The 15,895-nt window shown below is 63.2% G+C and carries 18 protein-coding genes and 1 other RNA gene; 14 read left to right on the forward strand and 5 right to left on the reverse strand.

The window, feature by feature from the left end:
• The first annotated feature begins 2 nt into the window (after positions 1-2).
• From gatC to PXK07_RS02220, 7 genes are all read left to right on the forward strand, one after another.
• Positions 3-290: an Asp-tRNA(Asn)/Glu-tRNA(Gln) amidotransferase subunit GatC gene (gene gatC / locus PXK07_RS02190; protein WP_274846552.1), complete on the forward strand. Its 288-nt coding sequence runs from the start codon at positions 3-5 to the stop codon at positions 288-290.
• Between the two features lie 3 nt (positions 291-293).
• Positions 294-1,781, forward strand: a complete 1,488-nt coding sequence (gene gatA / locus PXK07_RS02195; RefSeq protein ID WP_274846553.1) for an Asp-tRNA(Asn)/Glu-tRNA(Gln) amidotransferase subunit GatA — start codon at positions 294-296, stop codon at positions 1,779-1,781.
• Between the two features lie 51 nt (positions 1,782-1,832).
• Positions 1,833-2,621: a hypothetical protein gene (locus PXK07_RS02200; protein ID WP_274846554.1), complete on the forward strand. Its 789-nt coding sequence runs from the start codon at positions 1,833-1,835 to the stop codon at positions 2,619-2,621.
• Complete coding sequence (locus PXK07_RS02205; RefSeq protein ID WP_274846555.1) at positions 2,621-3,319, forward strand: N-acetylmuramoyl-L-alanine amidase; 699 nt, start codon at positions 2,621-2,623, stop codon at positions 3,317-3,319. Before PXK07_RS02200 ends, PXK07_RS02205 begins: the two co-directional genes overlap by 1 nt.
• A gap of 56 nt (positions 3,320-3,375) precedes the next feature.
• Positions 3,376-3,788, forward strand: an RNA gene (gene rnpB / locus PXK07_RS02210) — RNase P RNA component class A.
• Positions 3,789-3,897: 109 nt separating this feature from the next.
• Positions 3,898-4,065, forward strand: coding sequence for a 50S ribosomal protein L33 (rpmG, locus tag PXK07_RS02215; protein ID WP_007814563.1), 168 nt, complete (start codon positions 3,898-3,900; stop codon positions 4,063-4,065).
• Positions 4,066-4,323: 258 nt separating this feature from the next.
• Complete coding sequence (locus PXK07_RS02220; RefSeq protein WP_274846556.1) at positions 4,324-4,737, forward strand: hypothetical protein; 414 nt, start codon at positions 4,324-4,326, stop codon at positions 4,735-4,737.
• Positions 4,738-4,752: 15 nt separating this feature from the next.
• Here the strand turns inward: PXK07_RS02220 and PXK07_RS02225 are convergent, their stop codons facing one another.
• The 3 genes from PXK07_RS02225 to PXK07_RS02235 form a co-directional block, all read right to left on the reverse strand.
• Entirely contained in the window at positions 4,753-5,232 is a 480-nt protein-coding gene (locus tag PXK07_RS02225; protein WP_274846557.1) for a GNAT family N-acetyltransferase, read from the reverse strand.
• 83 nt (positions 5,233-5,315) lie between these two features.
• Positions 5,316-6,092 (reverse strand): Bax inhibitor-1/YccA family protein, encoded by a 777-nt coding sequence (locus PXK07_RS02230; RefSeq protein ID WP_274846558.1) that lies wholly within the window; start codon positions 6,090-6,092, stop codon positions 5,316-5,318.
• Positions 6,093-6,289: 197 nt separating this feature from the next.
• The gene (locus tag PXK07_RS02235; RefSeq protein ID WP_274846559.1) at positions 6,290-6,499 is read right to left on the reverse strand and encodes a DUF1127 domain-containing protein; all 210 of its coding nucleotides are present in this window, start codon (positions 6,497-6,499) and stop codon (positions 6,290-6,292) included.
• Positions 6,500-6,623: 124 nt separating this feature from the next.
• Here PXK07_RS02235 and PXK07_RS02240 point away from each other — a divergent pair, with 124 nt between their 5' ends.
• On the forward strand, positions 6,624-7,505 hold the full coding sequence (locus PXK07_RS02240) for a LysR family transcriptional regulator (RefSeq protein ID WP_274846560.1): 882 nt from the start codon (positions 6,624-6,626) through the stop codon (positions 7,503-7,505).
• Between the two features lie 13 nt (positions 7,506-7,518).
• Here the strand turns inward: PXK07_RS02240 and PXK07_RS02245 are convergent, their stop codons facing one another.
• On the reverse strand, positions 7,519-8,475 hold the full coding sequence (locus PXK07_RS02245) for an NADPH:quinone oxidoreductase family protein (protein WP_274846561.1): 957 nt from the start codon (positions 8,473-8,475) through the stop codon (positions 7,519-7,521).
• 351 nt (positions 8,476-8,826) lie between these two features.
• On the opposite strand from PXK07_RS02245, the gene PXK07_RS02250 reads away from it, so the two are divergent.
• The 3 genes from PXK07_RS02250 to PXK07_RS02260 all read left to right on the forward strand — a co-directional run bounded on the left by PXK07_RS02250 (position 8,827) and on the right by PXK07_RS02260 (position 11,523).
• Positions 8,827-9,198, forward strand: a complete 372-nt coding sequence (locus PXK07_RS02250) for a helix-turn-helix domain-containing protein (RefSeq protein ID WP_274846562.1) — start codon at positions 8,827-8,829, stop codon at positions 9,196-9,198.
• Between the two features lie 67 nt (positions 9,199-9,265).
• Positions 9,266-10,057, forward strand: coding sequence for a histidinol-phosphatase (gene hisN / locus PXK07_RS02255; protein ID WP_274846563.1), 792 nt, complete (start codon positions 9,266-9,268; stop codon positions 10,055-10,057).
• 125 nt (positions 10,058-10,182) lie between these two features.
• Positions 10,183-11,523, forward strand: a complete 1,341-nt coding sequence (locus tag PXK07_RS02260; protein ID WP_274846564.1) for an 8-oxoguanine deaminase — start codon at positions 10,183-10,185, stop codon at positions 11,521-11,523.
• Between the two features lie 2 nt (positions 11,524-11,525).
• Here PXK07_RS02260 and guaD read toward each other — a convergent pair whose 3' ends face one another.
• A complete protein-coding gene (gene guaD / locus PXK07_RS02265; RefSeq protein WP_274846565.1) occupies positions 11,526-12,836 on the reverse strand; it encodes a guanine deaminase in 1,311 nt (436 codons plus the stop codon).
• Between the two features lie 137 nt (positions 12,837-12,973).
• Between guaD and mgtE the strand changes: the two genes are divergently transcribed.
• The 3 genes from mgtE to PXK07_RS02280 all read left to right on the forward strand — a co-directional run bounded on the left by mgtE (position 12,974) and on the right by PXK07_RS02280 (position 15,867).
• Positions 12,974-14,362, forward strand: coding sequence for a magnesium transporter (mgtE, locus tag PXK07_RS02270; protein ID WP_274846566.1), 1,389 nt, complete (start codon positions 12,974-12,976; stop codon positions 14,360-14,362).
• A 27-nt stretch (positions 14,363-14,389) separates the two neighbouring features.
• Positions 14,390-14,953, forward strand: a complete 564-nt coding sequence (locus PXK07_RS02275) for a 5-formyltetrahydrofolate cyclo-ligase (RefSeq protein WP_274846567.1) — start codon at positions 14,390-14,392, stop codon at positions 14,951-14,953.
• A 95-nt stretch (positions 14,954-15,048) separates the two neighbouring features.
• Positions 15,049-15,867 carry a TIGR00282 family metallophosphoesterase gene (locus PXK07_RS02280; protein WP_274846568.1) on the forward strand — a complete coding sequence of 273 codons (819 nt, stop codon included), beginning with the start codon at positions 15,049-15,051 and terminating at the stop codon, positions 15,865-15,867.
• Positions 15,868-15,895: the final 28 nt, after the last annotated feature.

The raw sequence follows: 15,895 nt of genomic DNA on the forward strand, positions 1-15,895 counted from the left end.
CCATGTCGATTGACCAAAGCACCGCCGCCAAGGTGGCCAAACTGGCCCGGATCAAGGTCGAAGAGGACGCGCTGCCTGCGCTGGCAGACGAGTTCAACACCATCCTGGGTTTCATCGAACAGCTGAACGAAGTGGATGTGGAAGGGGTCGAGCCGATGACCTCGGTCACGCCACAGCGTCTGAAGCGGCGCGAGGATGTGGTGAACGACGGCAATCAGCAGGACAAGGTTCTGTCCAATGCGCCCGACGCCCGCGAGGGTTTCTTTGCGGTCCCCAAGGTGGTGGAGTAAGACATGAGCGATCTGAACAAACTGGGCCTGGCCGAGGCCCGCGATGCCCTGCGCAAGGGTGACACCACCTCTGTCGAGCTGACCGAAGCCTGCCTCAAGGCCATCGACGCAGCCGATGCGCTGAACGCTTTTGTGCACAAGACCCCCGAGATCGCGCTGGAGCGCGCCAAGGCGGCGGATACCCGCATCAAGGCTGGCGATGCGCCGTCGATGTGCGGCCTGCCGGTGGGGATCAAGGATCTCTTCTGCACCAAGGGCGTCGATAGCCAGGCGGCATCGAACATCCTGAAAGGCTTCAAGCCGGAATATGAATCCACCGTCTCGCAGAAGCTGGTGGATGCGGGGTCCGTGATGCTGGGCAAGCTGAACATGGACGAATTCGCCATGGGCTCGTCCAACGAGACCTCCGCCTATGGCGATGTGGTCAGCCCGTGGCGGCGTGACGGCAGCGATGCAAAGCTGACCCCGGGTGGATCCTCGGGCGGCTCGGCTGCGGCTGTTGCGGCGGACCTCTGCCTTGCGGCAACCGGCACCGACACCGGCGGCTCGATCCGCCAGCCTGCGGCCTTTACCGGCACCGTGGGCATCAAGCCCACCTACGGGCGCTGCTCGCGCTGGGGCATCGTGGCCTTTGCCTCATCGCTGGATCAGGCCGGGCCGATGACCAAATCGGTGCGCGATGCGGCGATCATGCTCGAAGCCATGGCAGGGCATGACCCCAAGGACAGCACCAGCGCCGATCTGGCCGTGCCGGATTTCGAGGCCATGCTTACTGGTGACATCAAGGGCAAGAAGATCGGTATCCCGAAAGAATACCGCATGGAGGGCATGCCCGCCGAGATCGAAAATCTCTGGGCCGATGGCACCGCCATGCTGAAGGACGCAGGCGCCGAGATCGTCGATATCTCGCTGCCGCACACCAAATACGCGCTGCCCGCCTATTACGTGATTGCCCCGGCAGAGGCCTCCTCGAACCTCGCGCGCTATGACGGGGTGCGCTACGGCCACCGCGCCACGCTGGAGGCGGGGGATGGCATCACCGAGATGTACGAGAAGACCCGCGCCCAGGGCTTCGGCCACGAGGTGCAGCGCCGCGTGATGGTCGGCACCTATGTGCTGTCGGCAGGCTTCTATGACGCCTATTACAACCGCGCCCGTCGCGTCCGCACCCTGATCAAGAAGGACTTCGAGGATGTCTTTGCCGCAGGCGTGGACGCGATCCTGACCCCGGCGACGCCCTCGGCGGCCTTTGGCCTGGGCGAGATGACCGATGCGGATCCGGTGCAGATGTACCTCAACGACGTCTTTACCGTCACCGTGAACCTGGCGGGCCTGCCGGGGATCTCGGTTCCCGCCGGTCTGGACGCGCAAGGGCTGCCGCTCGGTCTGCAGTTGATCGGCCGTCCCTGGGAAGAGGGCGATCTGCTGAACACCGCCTATGCGCTGGAGCAGGCCGCCGGGTTTGTGGCAAAGCCGGGCAAATGGTGGTAAGCTGAGCGCAAACAAGAGCAGCTTACAGTTGACCATAAACAGGTGATCCCGATGCGTGTCTTCGTCTCTCTCGCCTTTGCGGGCAGTTTTCTGGCCCTTGCAGCCTGTACGCCGCCGGTGCCGGACAGCGCCGCCGGCGTTGGGATTGACAATGACCCCTTCGCGGCACCGCCCGATTTTGGCACCACGATCAACGGCGATGCGCTGATCCCGCCCGTCCGGGTGTCCGGCCAGCCGCTGGACGCAACCGGATCGTCGCTGCCGCCTGCGCCACGCAGTGCCGGGTCCGTCTCCGGAGCCGGGCTTCTTGCCGACAGGTCTTCCGGCGCCGATATCGCGCGGGAAACCGCTGCGGCCCTCAGCGCGGCGCAGAGCAACTCGGGGCAGGTGCCGCTGGAGGCCAGCCCTTCGAACCCGGCGCCGCAAATCGTCGGCAATCCGGGGCTGTCCGATGAGAACAGTTTTGATGCGGTCTCTTCCCGTCAGACCATCGAAAGCGATGCGGAGCGGCTGAAGCAGCAGCGGGCGCAGTATCAAGTGGTGCAGCCCACGGCCTTGCCCAGCGTGGCGCCGGGCCAGCGCGATCCCAATATCGTGCAATATGCGCTCAGCACCTCCAACCCGCCGGGCAACCGAATCTACAGCCGCTCGGGCATCAACCTGAAATCCCGCTCGGCGCGCAATTGCGCAGGCTATGCCTCGCCGGAACTGGCGCAGATCGCCTTTTTGGAAGCGGGTGGTCCGAAACGCGACCGCCAAGCGCTGGATCCCGATGGCGACGGCTATGCCTGTGGCTGGGATCCGTCCCCCTATCGCCTGGTCCTGCGCGACGGTTCCTGATGGCCGGGCGCACCCCAGATGCCATCTGGCAGCCCAGCCCCAATTTCACCGCCCGTCGGGATGGTCTGACGCCACAGCTCGTGGTGCTTCACTACACCGCCATGACAAGCGCCGAGGCCGCGTTGGAGCGTCTGTGTGATCCCGAGGCCGAGGTGTCCGCTCATTACCTGATCGGGCGCGATGGCACCCTGTGGCAGCTGGTCGAGGAAGACCAGCGCGCCTGGCATGCCGGCGCCGGTGAATGGTGCGGGCAACAGGACATCAATTCGCGCTCTATCGGGATCGAGCTGGACAATGTCGGCGATCATCCGTTTTCCGAGCCTCAGATGCGGCAATTGGAAGATCTGCTTGCAGGTATCATGCAGCGGTGGGCGATCCCGCCAGAGGGCGTAATCGGGCATTCCGACATGGCGCCGGATCGCAAATTCGATCCGGGGGCACGCTTTGACTGGGCGCGCCTTGCGCGGCAGGGCCTTGCACGGCCGGGGGCGGAATCTGGCGGTGGGGCTGGCCTGATGGAGCCGGAGATGCTGGATATGGCGCGGTTTCGGGCCTATGCGCGTGATATCGGCTATACAGCACCGGTGGAGGACGCGGCTTTGCTGAGGGCCGTACGTCTGCGCTATCGCCCGCAGGGCAGGGGGGCGCTCTGTGCCGCTGATTTCGCACCACTTGGGCAGGCTGAACTCTGGGGCTGACCTCCCCATATCATCCTCTTGACCGCAGCTGGATGAGCGCATAGGTGCTGCCTTGCGCAGAAGGCTGGACGGCCGCGCAGAAGGCTTGCCTTCCGCGAGGAAAGTCCGGACTCCCTAAAGCAACGGTGCCGGGTAACGCCCGGGCAGGGCAACCTGACGGAGAGCGCCACAGAAATGAAACCGCCAGGCCCCCGGCAACGGATCAGGGCATGGTAAGGATGAAACGGTGGGGTAAGAGCCCACCGCGCCCCTGGCAACAGGGGTGGCACGGCAAGCCCCACCGGGAGCAATGCCAAATAGGGCCCCCGCGCGGGCAGGTCCCGGCAACGGGAAACCGCCGCTAGGCACGCTTTAGCCAAGAGGGGCCGGGTTGGCAGCTAGAGGTGCGCAGCAATGCGTATCGCAGATGAATGGTCGTCTATGGGGCTATGCCCCGGGACAGAATCCGGCTTACAGGCCTTCTGCGCAAAATATCCCCCCGAATCCTATTGACTTGGGGGGCAGTGCAGGTAAAAGCGCACGCTCATATAGGAATTTACCGAGAGGCCCCCTGCCTTTTCGGACGCAGGAGAAGCACCATGGCGAAGCCGACGACCATCAAGATCCGCCTGAACTCGACCGCGGGCACGGGCCACTTCTACGTGACCAAGAAAAACGCACGCACCATGACTGAAAAAATGGTTGTGCGTAAGTACGACCCGGTCGTGCGCAAGCACGTCGAATACAAGGAAGGCAAAATCAAGTAAGCCCAATCGGCTGACTGGATTTTCCAACCCGGACGATCAAAAGGGTCACGCCGACAGCGTGGCCCTTTTTCGTGTTTGAAGGGCTCTTGCGGGCGGGTTTCCTGCCTGGGCTGCCGGATCCGGGGCGTTATTCCATCGTTCGAATTTGAACAAATTGCCCTTTAGATCAGTGCCACTGTACGAAAGGATAGTCGCCTTTTCGCCTCATTTCAGAGGTAGCTTGTTAATGTGAGTTAACAGAACCGGGTGGGTTTAACGGTGTTCAAACGTATCTTGAGTGGTGTGGTCTTTGCAGTGGCAGTTGTTCCCGGACCGGAGCCGACCGTGGCCGGTGTGGTGCCTGCCCCGGCGCCGGTCGAGGCGGGGCCCCTGTCCGTGCTCGGTGAGGCGGAAATCTCGGGCCGCAAAGTGACCAAACCGGGCAGCCAGAGCCTGCGCGTCGAGGTCAAGGGGCGTTTTCTGACACTGGATCTGGTGCGGTCCGGGTCTGCCGGGTTTGCGGTGCTGACCACGCCACAGCGCAGCGTGATCTCCAGCCTGCCCGATATCGCACTGTCCGAATTCCAGGCGCTGGCCGCGCGCGAAAGCGGTTGCAGCACGACAGGGGAGGTACAGGTGATGGGCAGCACCCGTGGCACCGTGGCCCTGGCCACAGGGCTGAGCTGCTCCTGAGCTGTCGGGGCGCCCTCAGGCGCCCATCCTCCATTCGGCAACCGTGGTGACAGGCGCCAGCCCCATACGGCTCATAAGCGCGCTGGAGGCTGCGTTGAACGTGGCGTAGGTCGTGACCAGCGTTTCGATCCCCATGGCTTTGCAGCGCGTTTGGATTTCTTTGATCAGGCTGCTCCCGACGCCCAAACGGCGAAAGGGGTCCTCCACCGCGATCTGATGCAGCATGATGCGCTTTCCCCCATGCACGATCGGCAGGCTGGGTCTGTCTTCGATCTGGTAGATTGCGTAGCCCATCAGCGCGCCAGAGGGGCTTTGGGCGCCGATGGCGTGAACGCCGTCCTCGTCCAGCCAGTCTGACAGCCAGTCGCGCAGTTCTGCGTCCTTGGGGTTTGCCGGGTAGCGGTCTGGCTGGTGTTCGGCGTGAAGCGCATGCAGCTCCTGCAACAGGGGCAGCAGGCGCTCTGCCTGTCCGGCCGGGATATCCGAAATCTTCATGGGTCAAATCCTTTGCTATGCGAAAAAAGAAGGGGCGGATCTTGCCGATCCGCCCCTTGCTGAACTCTTGGTGTCTGTGGCGCTTATTCGCGGTTCCCAAGCAGCTGGAGCAGCATCATGAACAGGTTGATGAAGTCCAGGTAGAGGCTGAGGGCGCCCATGATTGCGGCCTTGCCCAGCCACTCCTGATCGCCGGAATGGGCCATCTGGAGGTAGGTGTTCTTGATGTTCTGGGTGTCGTAGGCGGTGAGACCCGCAAAGATCAGAACGCCGATCACCGAGATCGCAAAGGCCATGGCGGAGGAGGCCAGGAAGATATTCACGATCGAGGCCACGATCAGACCGATCAGACCCATGATCAGGAAGGTGCCCATGGCCGACAGGTCTTTCTTGGTGGTGTAACCCACCAGGGAGAGGCCCGCAAAGGCGATGGCGGTGATCAGGAACACCTGCACGATGGATTCACCGGTAAAGACCAGGAAGATCGAGCTGATCGACAGGCCCATCACGGCCGCGAATGTGTAGAACACCAGCTGTGCGGCGGCGGCCGACAGGCGGTTGATGGCGGCGCTGAAGCCAAAGACAAAGGCCAGCGGGGCGAACATGATCACCCACTTCAGCGGGGAAGCATAGATCGCATAGCCAAGGCTGGTCAGGTATTTGTCTGCGCTGAGCTGGGCGGCTGCGCCCGACGGATCGGATGTGACCGCGAGACCTGCGATGGCCCAGGCTGCCAGGAATGTGATGAAGGTGCCCACGGACATCGTGCCGTAGACCTTGTTCATATGGGCGCGCAGGCCCGCATCGATCTCGGCAGAGCGGGCGCCTGCTGCAGAACGAATGGTGTCAAACTGTGCCATGTATCATGGTCTCCGTTTCAAAAACTCTCCCTTGCTGTATCAGAGCCTTCAGGCTGCGCACAGCGTTCTGTGCGAATATCGGATCAAAGCGCAATCGGTTCAAGGCCGGGACAAAAAGATTCACAGCAAAAACATGAAAAGGCGCATCAAATCAATGATGCACCTTCAGGCCGGTGGTGTCATGTGAAAGGCCCTGTTCAGCGCAGCCACGACGCCGGCGCATCCCAGAACGGGCGTTTGGCTTCACTCTGTGCCGCGGCGCGGCTGACACCGATGTCCAGCAGGGCGGCGTCATCCAGTTTGGCCAGGTCACGCCGTTGGCGGATCAGGGCAAAGGTCGTGGCCAGGCGCGCGGACAGGCCGATGCGGGATCTGCGGCGGGGAGCGGAAAGTGTCACGTAGGTCATGTCTTGTGTCCTTTTCTGGTATTGTGATGGTTTCTCATTCGTTCATCATTTCTGTTGATGTATATGGGGGAGTGTGATTTATTTTGAAAACGAATGTTTTTGATACTTAGCATCAGGGATAGTGATGGCTCGAAATCTGGATCTTACGACGCTGCGCTCTTTCGTGGCGGTGGCGGACAATGGCGGTGTGACACGGGCGGCGGGGTTTCTGCATCTGACCCAGTCTGCGGTCTCCATGCAGCTGAAGCGGCTTGAGGAGCTGCTGGGGCTGGAGCTGCTGGATCGGTCGGGGCGCAGCATTGCGCTGACCCCGGCGGGGGAGCAGCTCTTGGGCTATGCCCGCCGCATGGTGGCGCTCAATGACGAGGTGATCACCCGGCTGACCGACCAGGCCTTTGAGGGCGAGGTGGTCCTGGGGGTGCCCCATGATGTGGTCTACCCGGTGATCCCGCGCGTCCTGCAGCGGTTCAACGCGACCTTCCCACGGGTCAGCGTCAACCTGGTGACCTCAAACACCCGCGATCTGAAGGCGGGCTTTGCCAAGGGGGCCTATGATCTTATTCTGACGACCGAAGGCACGGCGGGCGAGGGCGGCGAGGCAATCCACGAAATGCCATTGCGTTGGATCGGGGCCGCCGATGGGTCGGCCTGGCGTCATCGCCCCCTGCGGCTGGGGTTTTGCCGCAATTGTATCTTCCGCGCCTCGGCCACGGCGGCGCTGGATGAGGCCGGGATCGAGTGGGACATGGCGGTGGACAGTGAATCCGACCGCACGGTCGAGGCGACCGTCAGCGCCGATCTGGCCATCGGCGTCCTGCTGGAGGGCACCCAGCCCGGGCATCAGGAGATCATCGATCACGGTGATGTCCTGCCCGAATTGCCGGTGCAGCAGATCAATCTTTATGGCGCCGATCGCGTTCGGGCCGCATATGTGAGCGATCTGGCAGATATCCTCCGCCAGGGCTTTGCCGCTTTGCGCCGGGCCCCGTTGCGCGCAGCCAGCTGATCCGGGGGAGGCCCTAGGGGGTGATGATCACCTTGCCGGTCGAGGCGCGGCTGCGCAGCAGCTCCAGGCCCTCTGCCGCCTGTGCCAGGGGCAGGACATGGCTGATATGCGGTTTGATCCGGCCTGCACTGTACCAGTCGAACAGGGTGGCAAAGGCGGTCTGGATCACCTCGGGCCGCGCCTTCAGGTAGCCGCCGATATAAAAACCGATCACCGTCAGGTTCTTGACCAGCAGATGATTGGCCGGGATCTGCGGAACCTCGCCGCTGGCAAAGCCGATCGGCAGCAGGCGCCCGCCGGGGTTGGTGGCGCGAAAGGCGGCCTTCCAGACCGGGCCGCCAACCGCGTCATAGACCACATCAGCGCCGCCCAGTTCCTTGACGATACTGCGCAGATCCTCGCTGTCGTCAATCAGGTGATCGGCTCCGGCCTTGCGGGCGACCTCCAGCTTGTCGGCACCACGCGCATGGGCGATGACGCGTGCGCCCATCAGCTTGCCGATTTCCACGGCCGTCAGGCCGACGCCGCCCGCAGCGCCTGTGACCAGCAGCGTCTCTCCGGGTTGCAGGCGGGCGCAATGGTCAAGGGCCACGAGGCTGGTACCATAGGCGATCAGCATTGCCGCGGCGTCTTCAAAGCACATGTTATCGGGAATGCGCACGGCGCGGTTTGCGTCAAAGACGCCTTCTTCGGCAAGGCCGCCCTGGCCGCCATAGACTGCGACGCGGTCGCCAAGAGACAGCCCCGCAACCGCGTCACCCAGGGCGGTCACGGTCCCGGCCACTTCGAGCCCCGGCACAAAGGGCAGCGCGGGCGTATCCTGGTAGGTGCCTTTCATCATCAGAAGGTCCGCGAAGTTCAAGCCACAGGCCGCAATTCGCACCGAGATCTGGCCTGCGCCGGGGGGCGGGCAGTCGACAGAGATGAGCGTTGGGGGGGTGTCAAAGGCGGTCACTTGGAAGGCCTGCATGGTGTCCTCGTAGATGCGGCGCGCGTTGGTGATTCGATGCGTGACTGTTCGACAACAGGTCGCGCAATTTCACCTCGCTATTTATGGGGAGGGGATATTTCATATGTTATTGTTCAAATTAACATGACAAAATGACACGTGAAATCATGTATTTGGATGTCTTCGACTCTCAGCTCTACCTTGGGAGGCTTGAATTCAACCGTGGAGGTCGTAAGGTCGGCCATGAGGTTGAACCAGTGTCGCGGTTTGGGGTGGTCCGATTGTTCGGATCAGTGTTGGTATCCTGACGGATTTGGCAATTGTCGCGGCAACCTTGGCGCGAACTACTTTGGTATAACTAGGAGATGGCACATGGCTCATCCAGTAGATGTGCATGTCGGTAAACGGATCCGTCACCGGCGCTGGCTGATTGGTATGACACAGCAGCAACTGGCCGAAAAGGTCGGGATCAAGTTCCAGCAGATTCAGAAGTATGAAACCGGTGCCAACCGGGTCAGCGCATCGCGGCTGTGGGATATTTCTGACGCGATGGAGGTTCCGGTCAGCTTCTTCTTCGACGGTCTCGAAGAAGAGGGCAAAGCGGCGGCGGAGAAGAGCTCGGTTCCCGAGGATCTGATGGGCGACAAGGAAGCCCTGGATCTGGTGCGCTCCTATTATGCGATCCCGGAAAACCAGCGCAGGCGCCTGTTTGAACTGGCCCGTGTTCTGAGCGACGCAGCCTGAAAGAGAAAAGACCCCTGAGGGGTCTTTTTTGTTGTATCCGGCGGGGTGCGATGGCACCCGCTGGATCATGACCGATAAATCTCCCTCTGATCTTGATGTGGCGCAGCGGCTGGCAGATGCCGCCGGCGCGGTGATCCTCCCCCATTTCCGAAAGCCTGGCCTTGGTGCCGACAACAAGCTCGCAGCCGGGTTTGACCCTGTGACCGTGGCCGACCGCGATGCCGAACAGGCCATGCGCGCCGTTCTGGCCGAATTGCGCCCCGAGGACGGGATCCTGGGGGAAGAGTTTCCCGCAGTCGAGGGCCGCTCTGGCCGCACCTGGGTTCTGGACCCGATCGACGGCACCCGTGGCTTCATCAGCGGCACACCGACCTGGGGTGTCTTGATCGCGCTGTCCGATGCGACCGGTCCGGTTCTGGGCGTGATCGACCAGCCCTATACCGGAGAGCGATTTGTCGGCTGTGCCGACCATGCGCAGATGTCGGGGCCGCATGGGACCTGTGCGCTGGCAACCCGGCAGGGCGCGGCACTGGACCAGGCGATCCTTTTTACCACCTTTCCGGAAGTAGGGACCCCGGACGAGCGGTCCGGGTTCGAACGCGTCGCGGCACAGGTTAAGCTGACCCGCTACGGCATGGATTGCTATGCCTATGCGCTGCTGGCCGCCGGCCATATCGATCTGGTGATCGAGGCGGGGCTCAACGCCTATGACATCCAGGCGCCCATCGCGGTGATCGAAGCCGCAGGCGGCATTGTCACCAATTGGCAGGGTGGCCCGGCTCATGATGGCGGGCAGGTTCTGGCGGCGGCGAACAAGGAGCTGCATGCGCAGGCGCTGGGCTTGCTGCAGGGCGGTTGAAACAGGCTTGAGCGCAGGCTGGATGCCGGGCTATAGCTGAGGGCAGGCCCGAGTCCTTTGCCCGTATTCTGTCGGACCTTCTTCACACTTCACCACCGAAACGGGCGATATCGGAGTGTGAAACCATGCAGGAAACCCTGATTCAGAATGCCCAGACCGTCATCACCATGGATGACGATGCTCGCGTCTTGCACGATGCCGACGTCCTGATCCGGGACGGGCAGATCGCGGCAGTGGGGCAGGGGCTGCAGACCTTTGGGCAGATCGTTTCGGGGGCGGGCTGCGTGGTGACGCCGGGCCTCGTCAATACCCATCACCATCTCTATCAGAACCTCACCCGCGCCGTTCCCGGCGCGCAGGATGCGCTACTGTTCGGCTGGCTGCAGCGGCTCTACCCGATCTGGGCGCGCTTCGGCCCGGAGGAGATGTTCGTCTCGGCGCAGCTGGGGTTGGTGGAACTGGCGCTGTCGGGCTGCACGCTCAGCTCCGATCACCTCTACCTCTATCCAAACGGATCCCGGCTGGAAGATACCATTCATGCCGCCCACGAGGTCGGCCTGCGGTTCCATCCCACCCGTGGCGCCATGAGCATCGGCGAAAGCAAGGGCGGCCTGCCGCCCGATAGCCTGGTCGAAGAGGAAGGCGCTATCCTGGAGGACATGATCCGGGTGGTGGACGGGTTCCATGATGCCAGCGAAGGCTCCATGTGCCGGGTCGGGCTGGCGCCGTGCTCTCCCTTCTCGGTCAGCCGCGAGTTGATGCGCGATGCCGCCCTGCTGGCGCGCGACAAGGGGGTGATGCTGCACACCCATCTGGCGGAAAACGACGAGGATATCGCCTATTCCGAGGCGCAGTTCGGTTGCCGCCCCGGCCAATACGCCGAGGAGCTGGGCTGGACCGGAGATGACGTCTGGCATGCACATTGCGTGAAACTGGATGCGGCGGAGATCGATCTTTTCGCGCGCACCCGCACCGGCGTCGCCCATTGTCCCTGTTCCAACTGTCGCCTTGGCAGCGGTATCGCCCCGGTACGGGGGATGCGCGATGCGGGTGTTCCGGTTGGGCTGGGGGTGGATGGCTCTGCCAGCAACGACATGGCCAGCCTGATCGGCGAGGCGCGTCAGGCGATGCTGTTGCAGCGGGTGGCAAACGGTGCCGACGCCATGAGCGCCTATGAGGCGCTGGAGATCGCCACCCGTGGCGGTGCCGACATCCTGGGGCGCCCCGATTGCGGACGGCTTGCCCCTGGCAAACGCGCCGATGTGGCGGTCTGGGATGTGAGTGGCGTTGCCTCCAGCGGCAGCTGGGATCCGGCGGCGCTTTTACTGGCGGGGCCGAGCCAAGTGAAGCACCTTTTCGTCGAAGGGCGTCAGATCATCTCGGGCGGTGAGGTCACCAGCATCGACCTGCCGCACCTGCTGGAACGTCACGGGCGGCTCGCCCGCGCCCTGGCAGAGCAGGGCTGATCTCAGATCTTTTGGCCGCCGATCCAGACCTCGGATATGGCCCGGTCATCGCCCATCATGATCGTGGCAAAGGTGGCTTCCCAAATGTCATTTGCCCTGGCCGCGCGCTGGGCGATCGCGGGGGTTGAGGCGAGATCCAGCACCACGAGGTCCGCCTCCATGCCCGGTGCGATATTGCCGATCTTGTCATCGAGCCGCAGCGCCCGGGCCGACCCTTGCGTGGCCAGCCACAGCAGCTCTGCCGCATGCAGGGGCGTTCCGCGCAGCTGGCCGATCTCATAGGCCGCCGCCATGGTGCGCAGCATGGAAAAACTGGAGCCGCCGCCGGTGTCCGTGGCAAGGCCGATACGCTGCCCCTCGGCCATCAACCCACCCATGTCAAAGAGACCCGAGCCGATGAAGGTATTCGATGTGGGGCAATGCACCAGAGCCGCGCCGTGTTCGCGAAGGCGGTCCCGTTCGCGCGGCTCCAGGTGGATGGCATGGCCATAAACCCCGCGCGCGCCCAAGAGGCCGAAGCTCTCGTAGGTGTCCAGGTAGTCCCGCGCCTTCGAGAACAGGTCTTTGACCCAGGCGATCTCATCCGTCTGCTCGCTCAGGTGGGTCTGCATCAGGCAGTCCGGATTGGCGGCCCAAAGCGCACCCATCGCTTCCAGCTGCTCTGGCGTCGAGGTGGGAGAGAACCGCGGCGTGATCGCATATTCAAGGCGGTCCACCCCGTGCCAGCGGGCAATCAATGCGGCGCTGTCGTCATGGGCGGATTGGGGCGTGTCGCGCAGGCCCTCGGGCGCGTTGCGGTCCATACAGGTCTTGCCCGCCACCACCCGTTGCCCGCGGGCCTGGGCGGCGGAAAAGAAGGCATCGACGCTTTCGGGGTGGATGGTGCAATAGCTGCAGACCGTGGTGGTGCCATGGGCCGCCGTCAGATCCAGATAGCGCGCGGCGACCTCATCGGCGTAGGCGCGGTCTTTGAACCGCATTTCCTCGGGGAAGGTGTAGCTGTTCAGCCAGTCGATCAGCCGCTTGCCCCAACTGGCGATGATCGCGGTTTGCGGATAATGGACATGGGCATCGACAAAGCCGGCCAGGATCAGCTTGTCCCTGTGATCGTGGACCTGGGCCTGGGGGAAGCGGTGTTGCAGATCCGCGAAGGCTCCCAGGGCGGTCACCACACCGTTCTGCAACGCGACGGCTTCATGCAGGGTGGCGGCCTCGTCCGGGGCGGCGGCATCAAAGGGGTTTTGCGCGAAGGACAGGACCTGACCGCGTAGAATATGCTCTGTGCGGGTATCAGGCATGGGTCTTGTGTTCATCTGCAGGTGTCCTTTCGCGCAGGGTGACCAGTCACAGGATATGCGCGACGAGGCTGGGGGTAAATTCCGTCATTGTCATTGTTTTTCGGTAGCTGCTTCTTCTATTCATGAAACAACCGGCACCAAGGAGGCAGCGCATGAGCAGAGGCGACGAGATCAGCGGATCCGACATCGTGCAGGAGGATGCCTACACGCTGGATCGCAAGCATGTGGCGCAGATCCTCTATGCGGTGGATACCAACGATCAGGCTCGCCTTGCGGACCTGATGGAGCCGCTGCATGCGGCCGATATCGCCGACCTTCTGGAGCAGATCAACGCCTTTGATCGCGCCCGTCTGATCCGCCTTTATGATCGTGAATTCGACGGTGACATTCTGTCTGAACTGGACGAGTCGATTCGCGAAGAGGTGATCGCGGTCCTGACGCCTCAGGTTCTGGCCGAGGCGGTGCGCGACCTGGACAGCGACGACGTGGTCGATCTGCTCGAGGACCTGGAAGAGCCGCAGCAGGAGGCGATCCTGGGGGTGCTGGAGGATTCCGACAGGATCGCGGTCGAACAATCGCTGAGCTATCCAGAGAGTTCGGCCGGCCGTCTGATGCAGCGCGAAGTGGTGATGGCCCCGGAACACTGGAGCGTGGGGCAAGCCATTGATTTCATGCGCGAGCGTTCCGATCTTCCAGCGCAGTTCTATCACGTGGTGGTGGTCGATCCGCGCCTGCATCCCGTGGGCAATGTGACGCTGGGGCGGATCATGTCCTCGCGCCGGGATGTGCCGCTGGTGGACCTCCTGGAAGAGACCTTTCAGGTGATCCCCGCCGATCAGGATGAAGAGGATGTCGCCTATGCCTTCAACCAGTACCACCTGATTTCGGCCCCCGTGGTGGATGACGAGGGGCGGCTGGTCGGCGTCATCACCATCGACGACGCCATGGTGGTGCTGGATGAGGAACACGAAGAGGACATCCTGCGCCTGGCCGGTGTCGGCGAGGGCAGCCTGTCGGACCGGGTGATCAACACCACCAAGCGGCGCTTTCCCTGGCTGGCGGTCAATCTGGTGACGGCGGTGCTGGCCTCGATGGTGATCGCGCTGTTCGAGGCGACCATCGCGCAGTTTGTTGCCCTTGCGGTGCTGATGCCGATCGTGGCCTCGATGGGCGGGAACGCCGGCACCCAATCGCTGACGGTTGCGGTGCGGGCGCTGGCAACACGCGACCTTACCGGCTCCAACGTCTGGCGGGTGATCCGGCGCGAAGCCTTGGTCGGGCTGGTCAACGGGCTGATATTCGCGGTGGTCATGGGGGTGGTCGGGATCGTCTGGTTCGGCTCCCCCATGCTTGGCGCGGTGATCAGCGTCGCGATGGTGATCAATCTGGTCGTCGCCGGTCTGGCCGGGACGGCGGTGCCGGTTATTCTGGAAAAGGTCGGCGTCGATCCGGCGCTGGCCTCTGGTGCCTTTGTGACCACGGTGACCGATGTGGTGGGCTTCTTTGCCTTCCTCGGCCTTGCGGCGCTGGTACTCTTGTAGCTCTGAAGACCTTTGCGGGAGGAGTGAATGACGGATCTTGCTCAGATCAAGGCAGGCGCCCGCAAGGCCGCCTTTGCGCGGCGCAAGGCGGCGTTTGAGATGAAAAAGCCGGGGGCGGCCGGGCACCTGTCCGAGGTGCTGGCCGGATACCGCGGCGTGCCGCTGGCAGGCTACATGCCGATCCGCACCGAGATCGATCCCTTGCCCGCCATGGCCGAGGCCGCCGCCCATGGCGATGTCGGCCTGCCGGTGATTGAAGGCGAGGGGCTGCCGCTGCGGTTCAGCCGCTGGCAGCCGGAGGGCGCGCTGCGCGACGGGCCGTTTGGCGCCAGGGTGCCTGAGGTGGATGACTTTTTCGAGCCCGAGATCGTGATCGTGCCGCTGGTGGCCTTTGATGCGTCCGGCGGTCGCCTGGGCTATGGTGGCGGCTTCTATGATCGCACGCTGCAACAGCTGCGCGCGCGCCGGGCGACCCTGGCGATCGGCTTTGCCTTTGATGCGCAGGAGGCCGACAACCTGCCGCTGGAAGCGACCGATCAGCCGCTCGACATGGTGGTGACGGAAAGCCGCATCCTGCAGTTTCGGCGCTGAATGCCGGAAAATGTGACGTCATTTCGCGCCGAGACCCCATGCTGCCGCCGTGGCGGGGCTTGCTCCCATCCGCTTCGAGGCCTAGGAGAGAGGGCATGAGAATACTGTTTCTGGGCGATGTGATGGGCCGCGCCGGGCGCCGCGCCATCACCGAGAACCTGCCGCGCCTGCGCAAGGAGTGGCGGCTCGATTTCGTGGTGGTCAACGGCGAGAATGCCTCCAATGGCATGGGGCTGAGCGGCGATCACGCAAAGCTGCTGCTGGATGCGGGGGCGGATTGCCTGACGCTGGGTGATCATGCCTTTGATCAAAAGGACATGCTGCAGTTCATCGAGAAGGAGCCGCGCATCATCCGGCCCATCAACTTTGCCAAGGGGGCGCCGGGGCGGGGGCACCGGCTGTTCAATGCCGCCGGAGGGCGCAAGGTTCTGGTGACCCAGGCGCTGGGCCAGGTTTTCATGAAACGCGCCTATGATGATCCATTCGGGGCGGTCGAAGGCGTGCTGAAGTCCCATCCGCGCGGCGGGTTGGCCCAGGCGGTGATCGTGGACATGCACTGCGAGGCCACCTCTGAAAAGATGGCGATGGGACATTTCTGCAATGGCAAGGCGTCCCTGGTTGTTGGCACCCACACCCATGTGCCGACTGCGGATGCGCAGATCCTGGCAGGGGGCACCGGGTACCTGACGGATGCGGGCATGTGCGGCGATTATGATTCTGTGATCGGTATGGAAAAGGCAGAACCGATGCGCCGTTTCCTGACCGGAATGCCGAAAAGCCGATTTACCCCGGCAAATGGGGAGGCAACCTTGTCGGGGGTTTTCATCGAAACCGACGACAGGACCGGTGCCGCCAAGGAGATCCGAATGGTGCGCAATGGTGGCCTGTTGCAAGACGCCGGGCCGCAAGCCTGATCGCGAAGACGTCTGTTCCGCCAATTGG

The sequence above is a fragment of the Phaeobacter sp. QD34_24 genome, from assembly GCF_028890115.1.
In the GTDB taxonomy this organism is placed as follows: Bacteria; Pseudomonadota; Alphaproteobacteria; order Rhodobacterales; family Rhodobacteraceae; genus Phycobacter.

Excerpts from the sequence above, each read along its gene's own strand:
- guaD (WP_274846565.1), bottom strand. The coding sequence starts at position 12,836 with ATGAACACAAGACCCATGCCTGATACCCGCACAGAGCATATTCTACGC.
- PXK07_RS02205 (WP_274846555.1), top strand. The coding sequence starts at position 2,621 with ATGGCCGGGCGCACCCCAGATGCCATCTGGCAGCCCAGCCCCAATTTC.
- PXK07_RS02240 (WP_274846560.1), top strand. The coding sequence starts at position 6,624 with ATGGCTCGAAATCTGGATCTTACGACGCTGCGCTCTTTCGTGGCGGTG.
- PXK07_RS02225 (WP_274846557.1), bottom strand. The coding sequence starts at position 5,232 with ATGAAGATTTCGGATATCCCGGCCGGACAGGCAGAGCGCCTGCTGCCC.
- PXK07_RS02235 (WP_274846559.1), bottom strand. The coding sequence starts at position 6,499 with ATGACCTACGTGACACTTTCCGCTCCCCGCCGCAGATCCCGCATCGGC.
- gatA (WP_274846553.1), top strand. The coding sequence starts at position 294 with ATGAGCGATCTGAACAAACTGGGCCTGGCCGAGGCCCGCGATGCCCTG.
- PXK07_RS02260 (WP_274846564.1), top strand. The coding sequence starts at position 10,183 with ATGCAGGAAACCCTGATTCAGAATGCCCAGACCGTCATCACCATGGAT.
- PXK07_RS02280 (WP_274846568.1), top strand. The coding sequence starts at position 15,049 with ATGAGAATACTGTTTCTGGGCGATGTGATGGGCCGCGCCGGGCGCCGC.
- PXK07_RS02245 (WP_274846561.1), bottom strand. The coding sequence starts at position 8,475 with ATGCAGGCCTTCCAAGTGACCGCCTTTGACACCCCCCCAACGCTCATC.
- PXK07_RS02275 (WP_274846567.1), top strand. The coding sequence starts at position 14,390 with ATGACGGATCTTGCTCAGATCAAGGCAGGCGCCCGCAAGGCCGCCTTT.
- gatC (WP_274846552.1), top strand. The coding sequence starts at position 3 with ATGTCGATTGACCAAAGCACCGCCGCCAAGGTGGCCAAACTGGCCCGG.
- rpmG (WP_007814563.1), top strand. The coding sequence starts at position 3,898 with ATGGCGAAGCCGACGACCATCAAGATCCGCCTGAACTCGACCGCGGGC.
- PXK07_RS02230 (WP_274846558.1), bottom strand. The coding sequence starts at position 6,092 with ATGGCACAGTTTGACACCATTCGTTCTGCAGCAGGCGCCCGCTCTGCC.
- PXK07_RS02200 (WP_274846554.1), top strand. The coding sequence starts at position 1,833 with ATGCGTGTCTTCGTCTCTCTCGCCTTTGCGGGCAGTTTTCTGGCCCTT.
- hisN (WP_274846563.1), top strand. The coding sequence starts at position 9,266 with ATGACCGATAAATCTCCCTCTGATCTTGATGTGGCGCAGCGGCTGGCA.
- PXK07_RS02250 (WP_274846562.1), top strand. The coding sequence starts at position 8,827 with ATGGCTCATCCAGTAGATGTGCATGTCGGTAAACGGATCCGTCACCGG.
- mgtE (WP_274846566.1), top strand. The coding sequence starts at position 12,974 with ATGAGCAGAGGCGACGAGATCAGCGGATCCGACATCGTGCAGGAGGAT.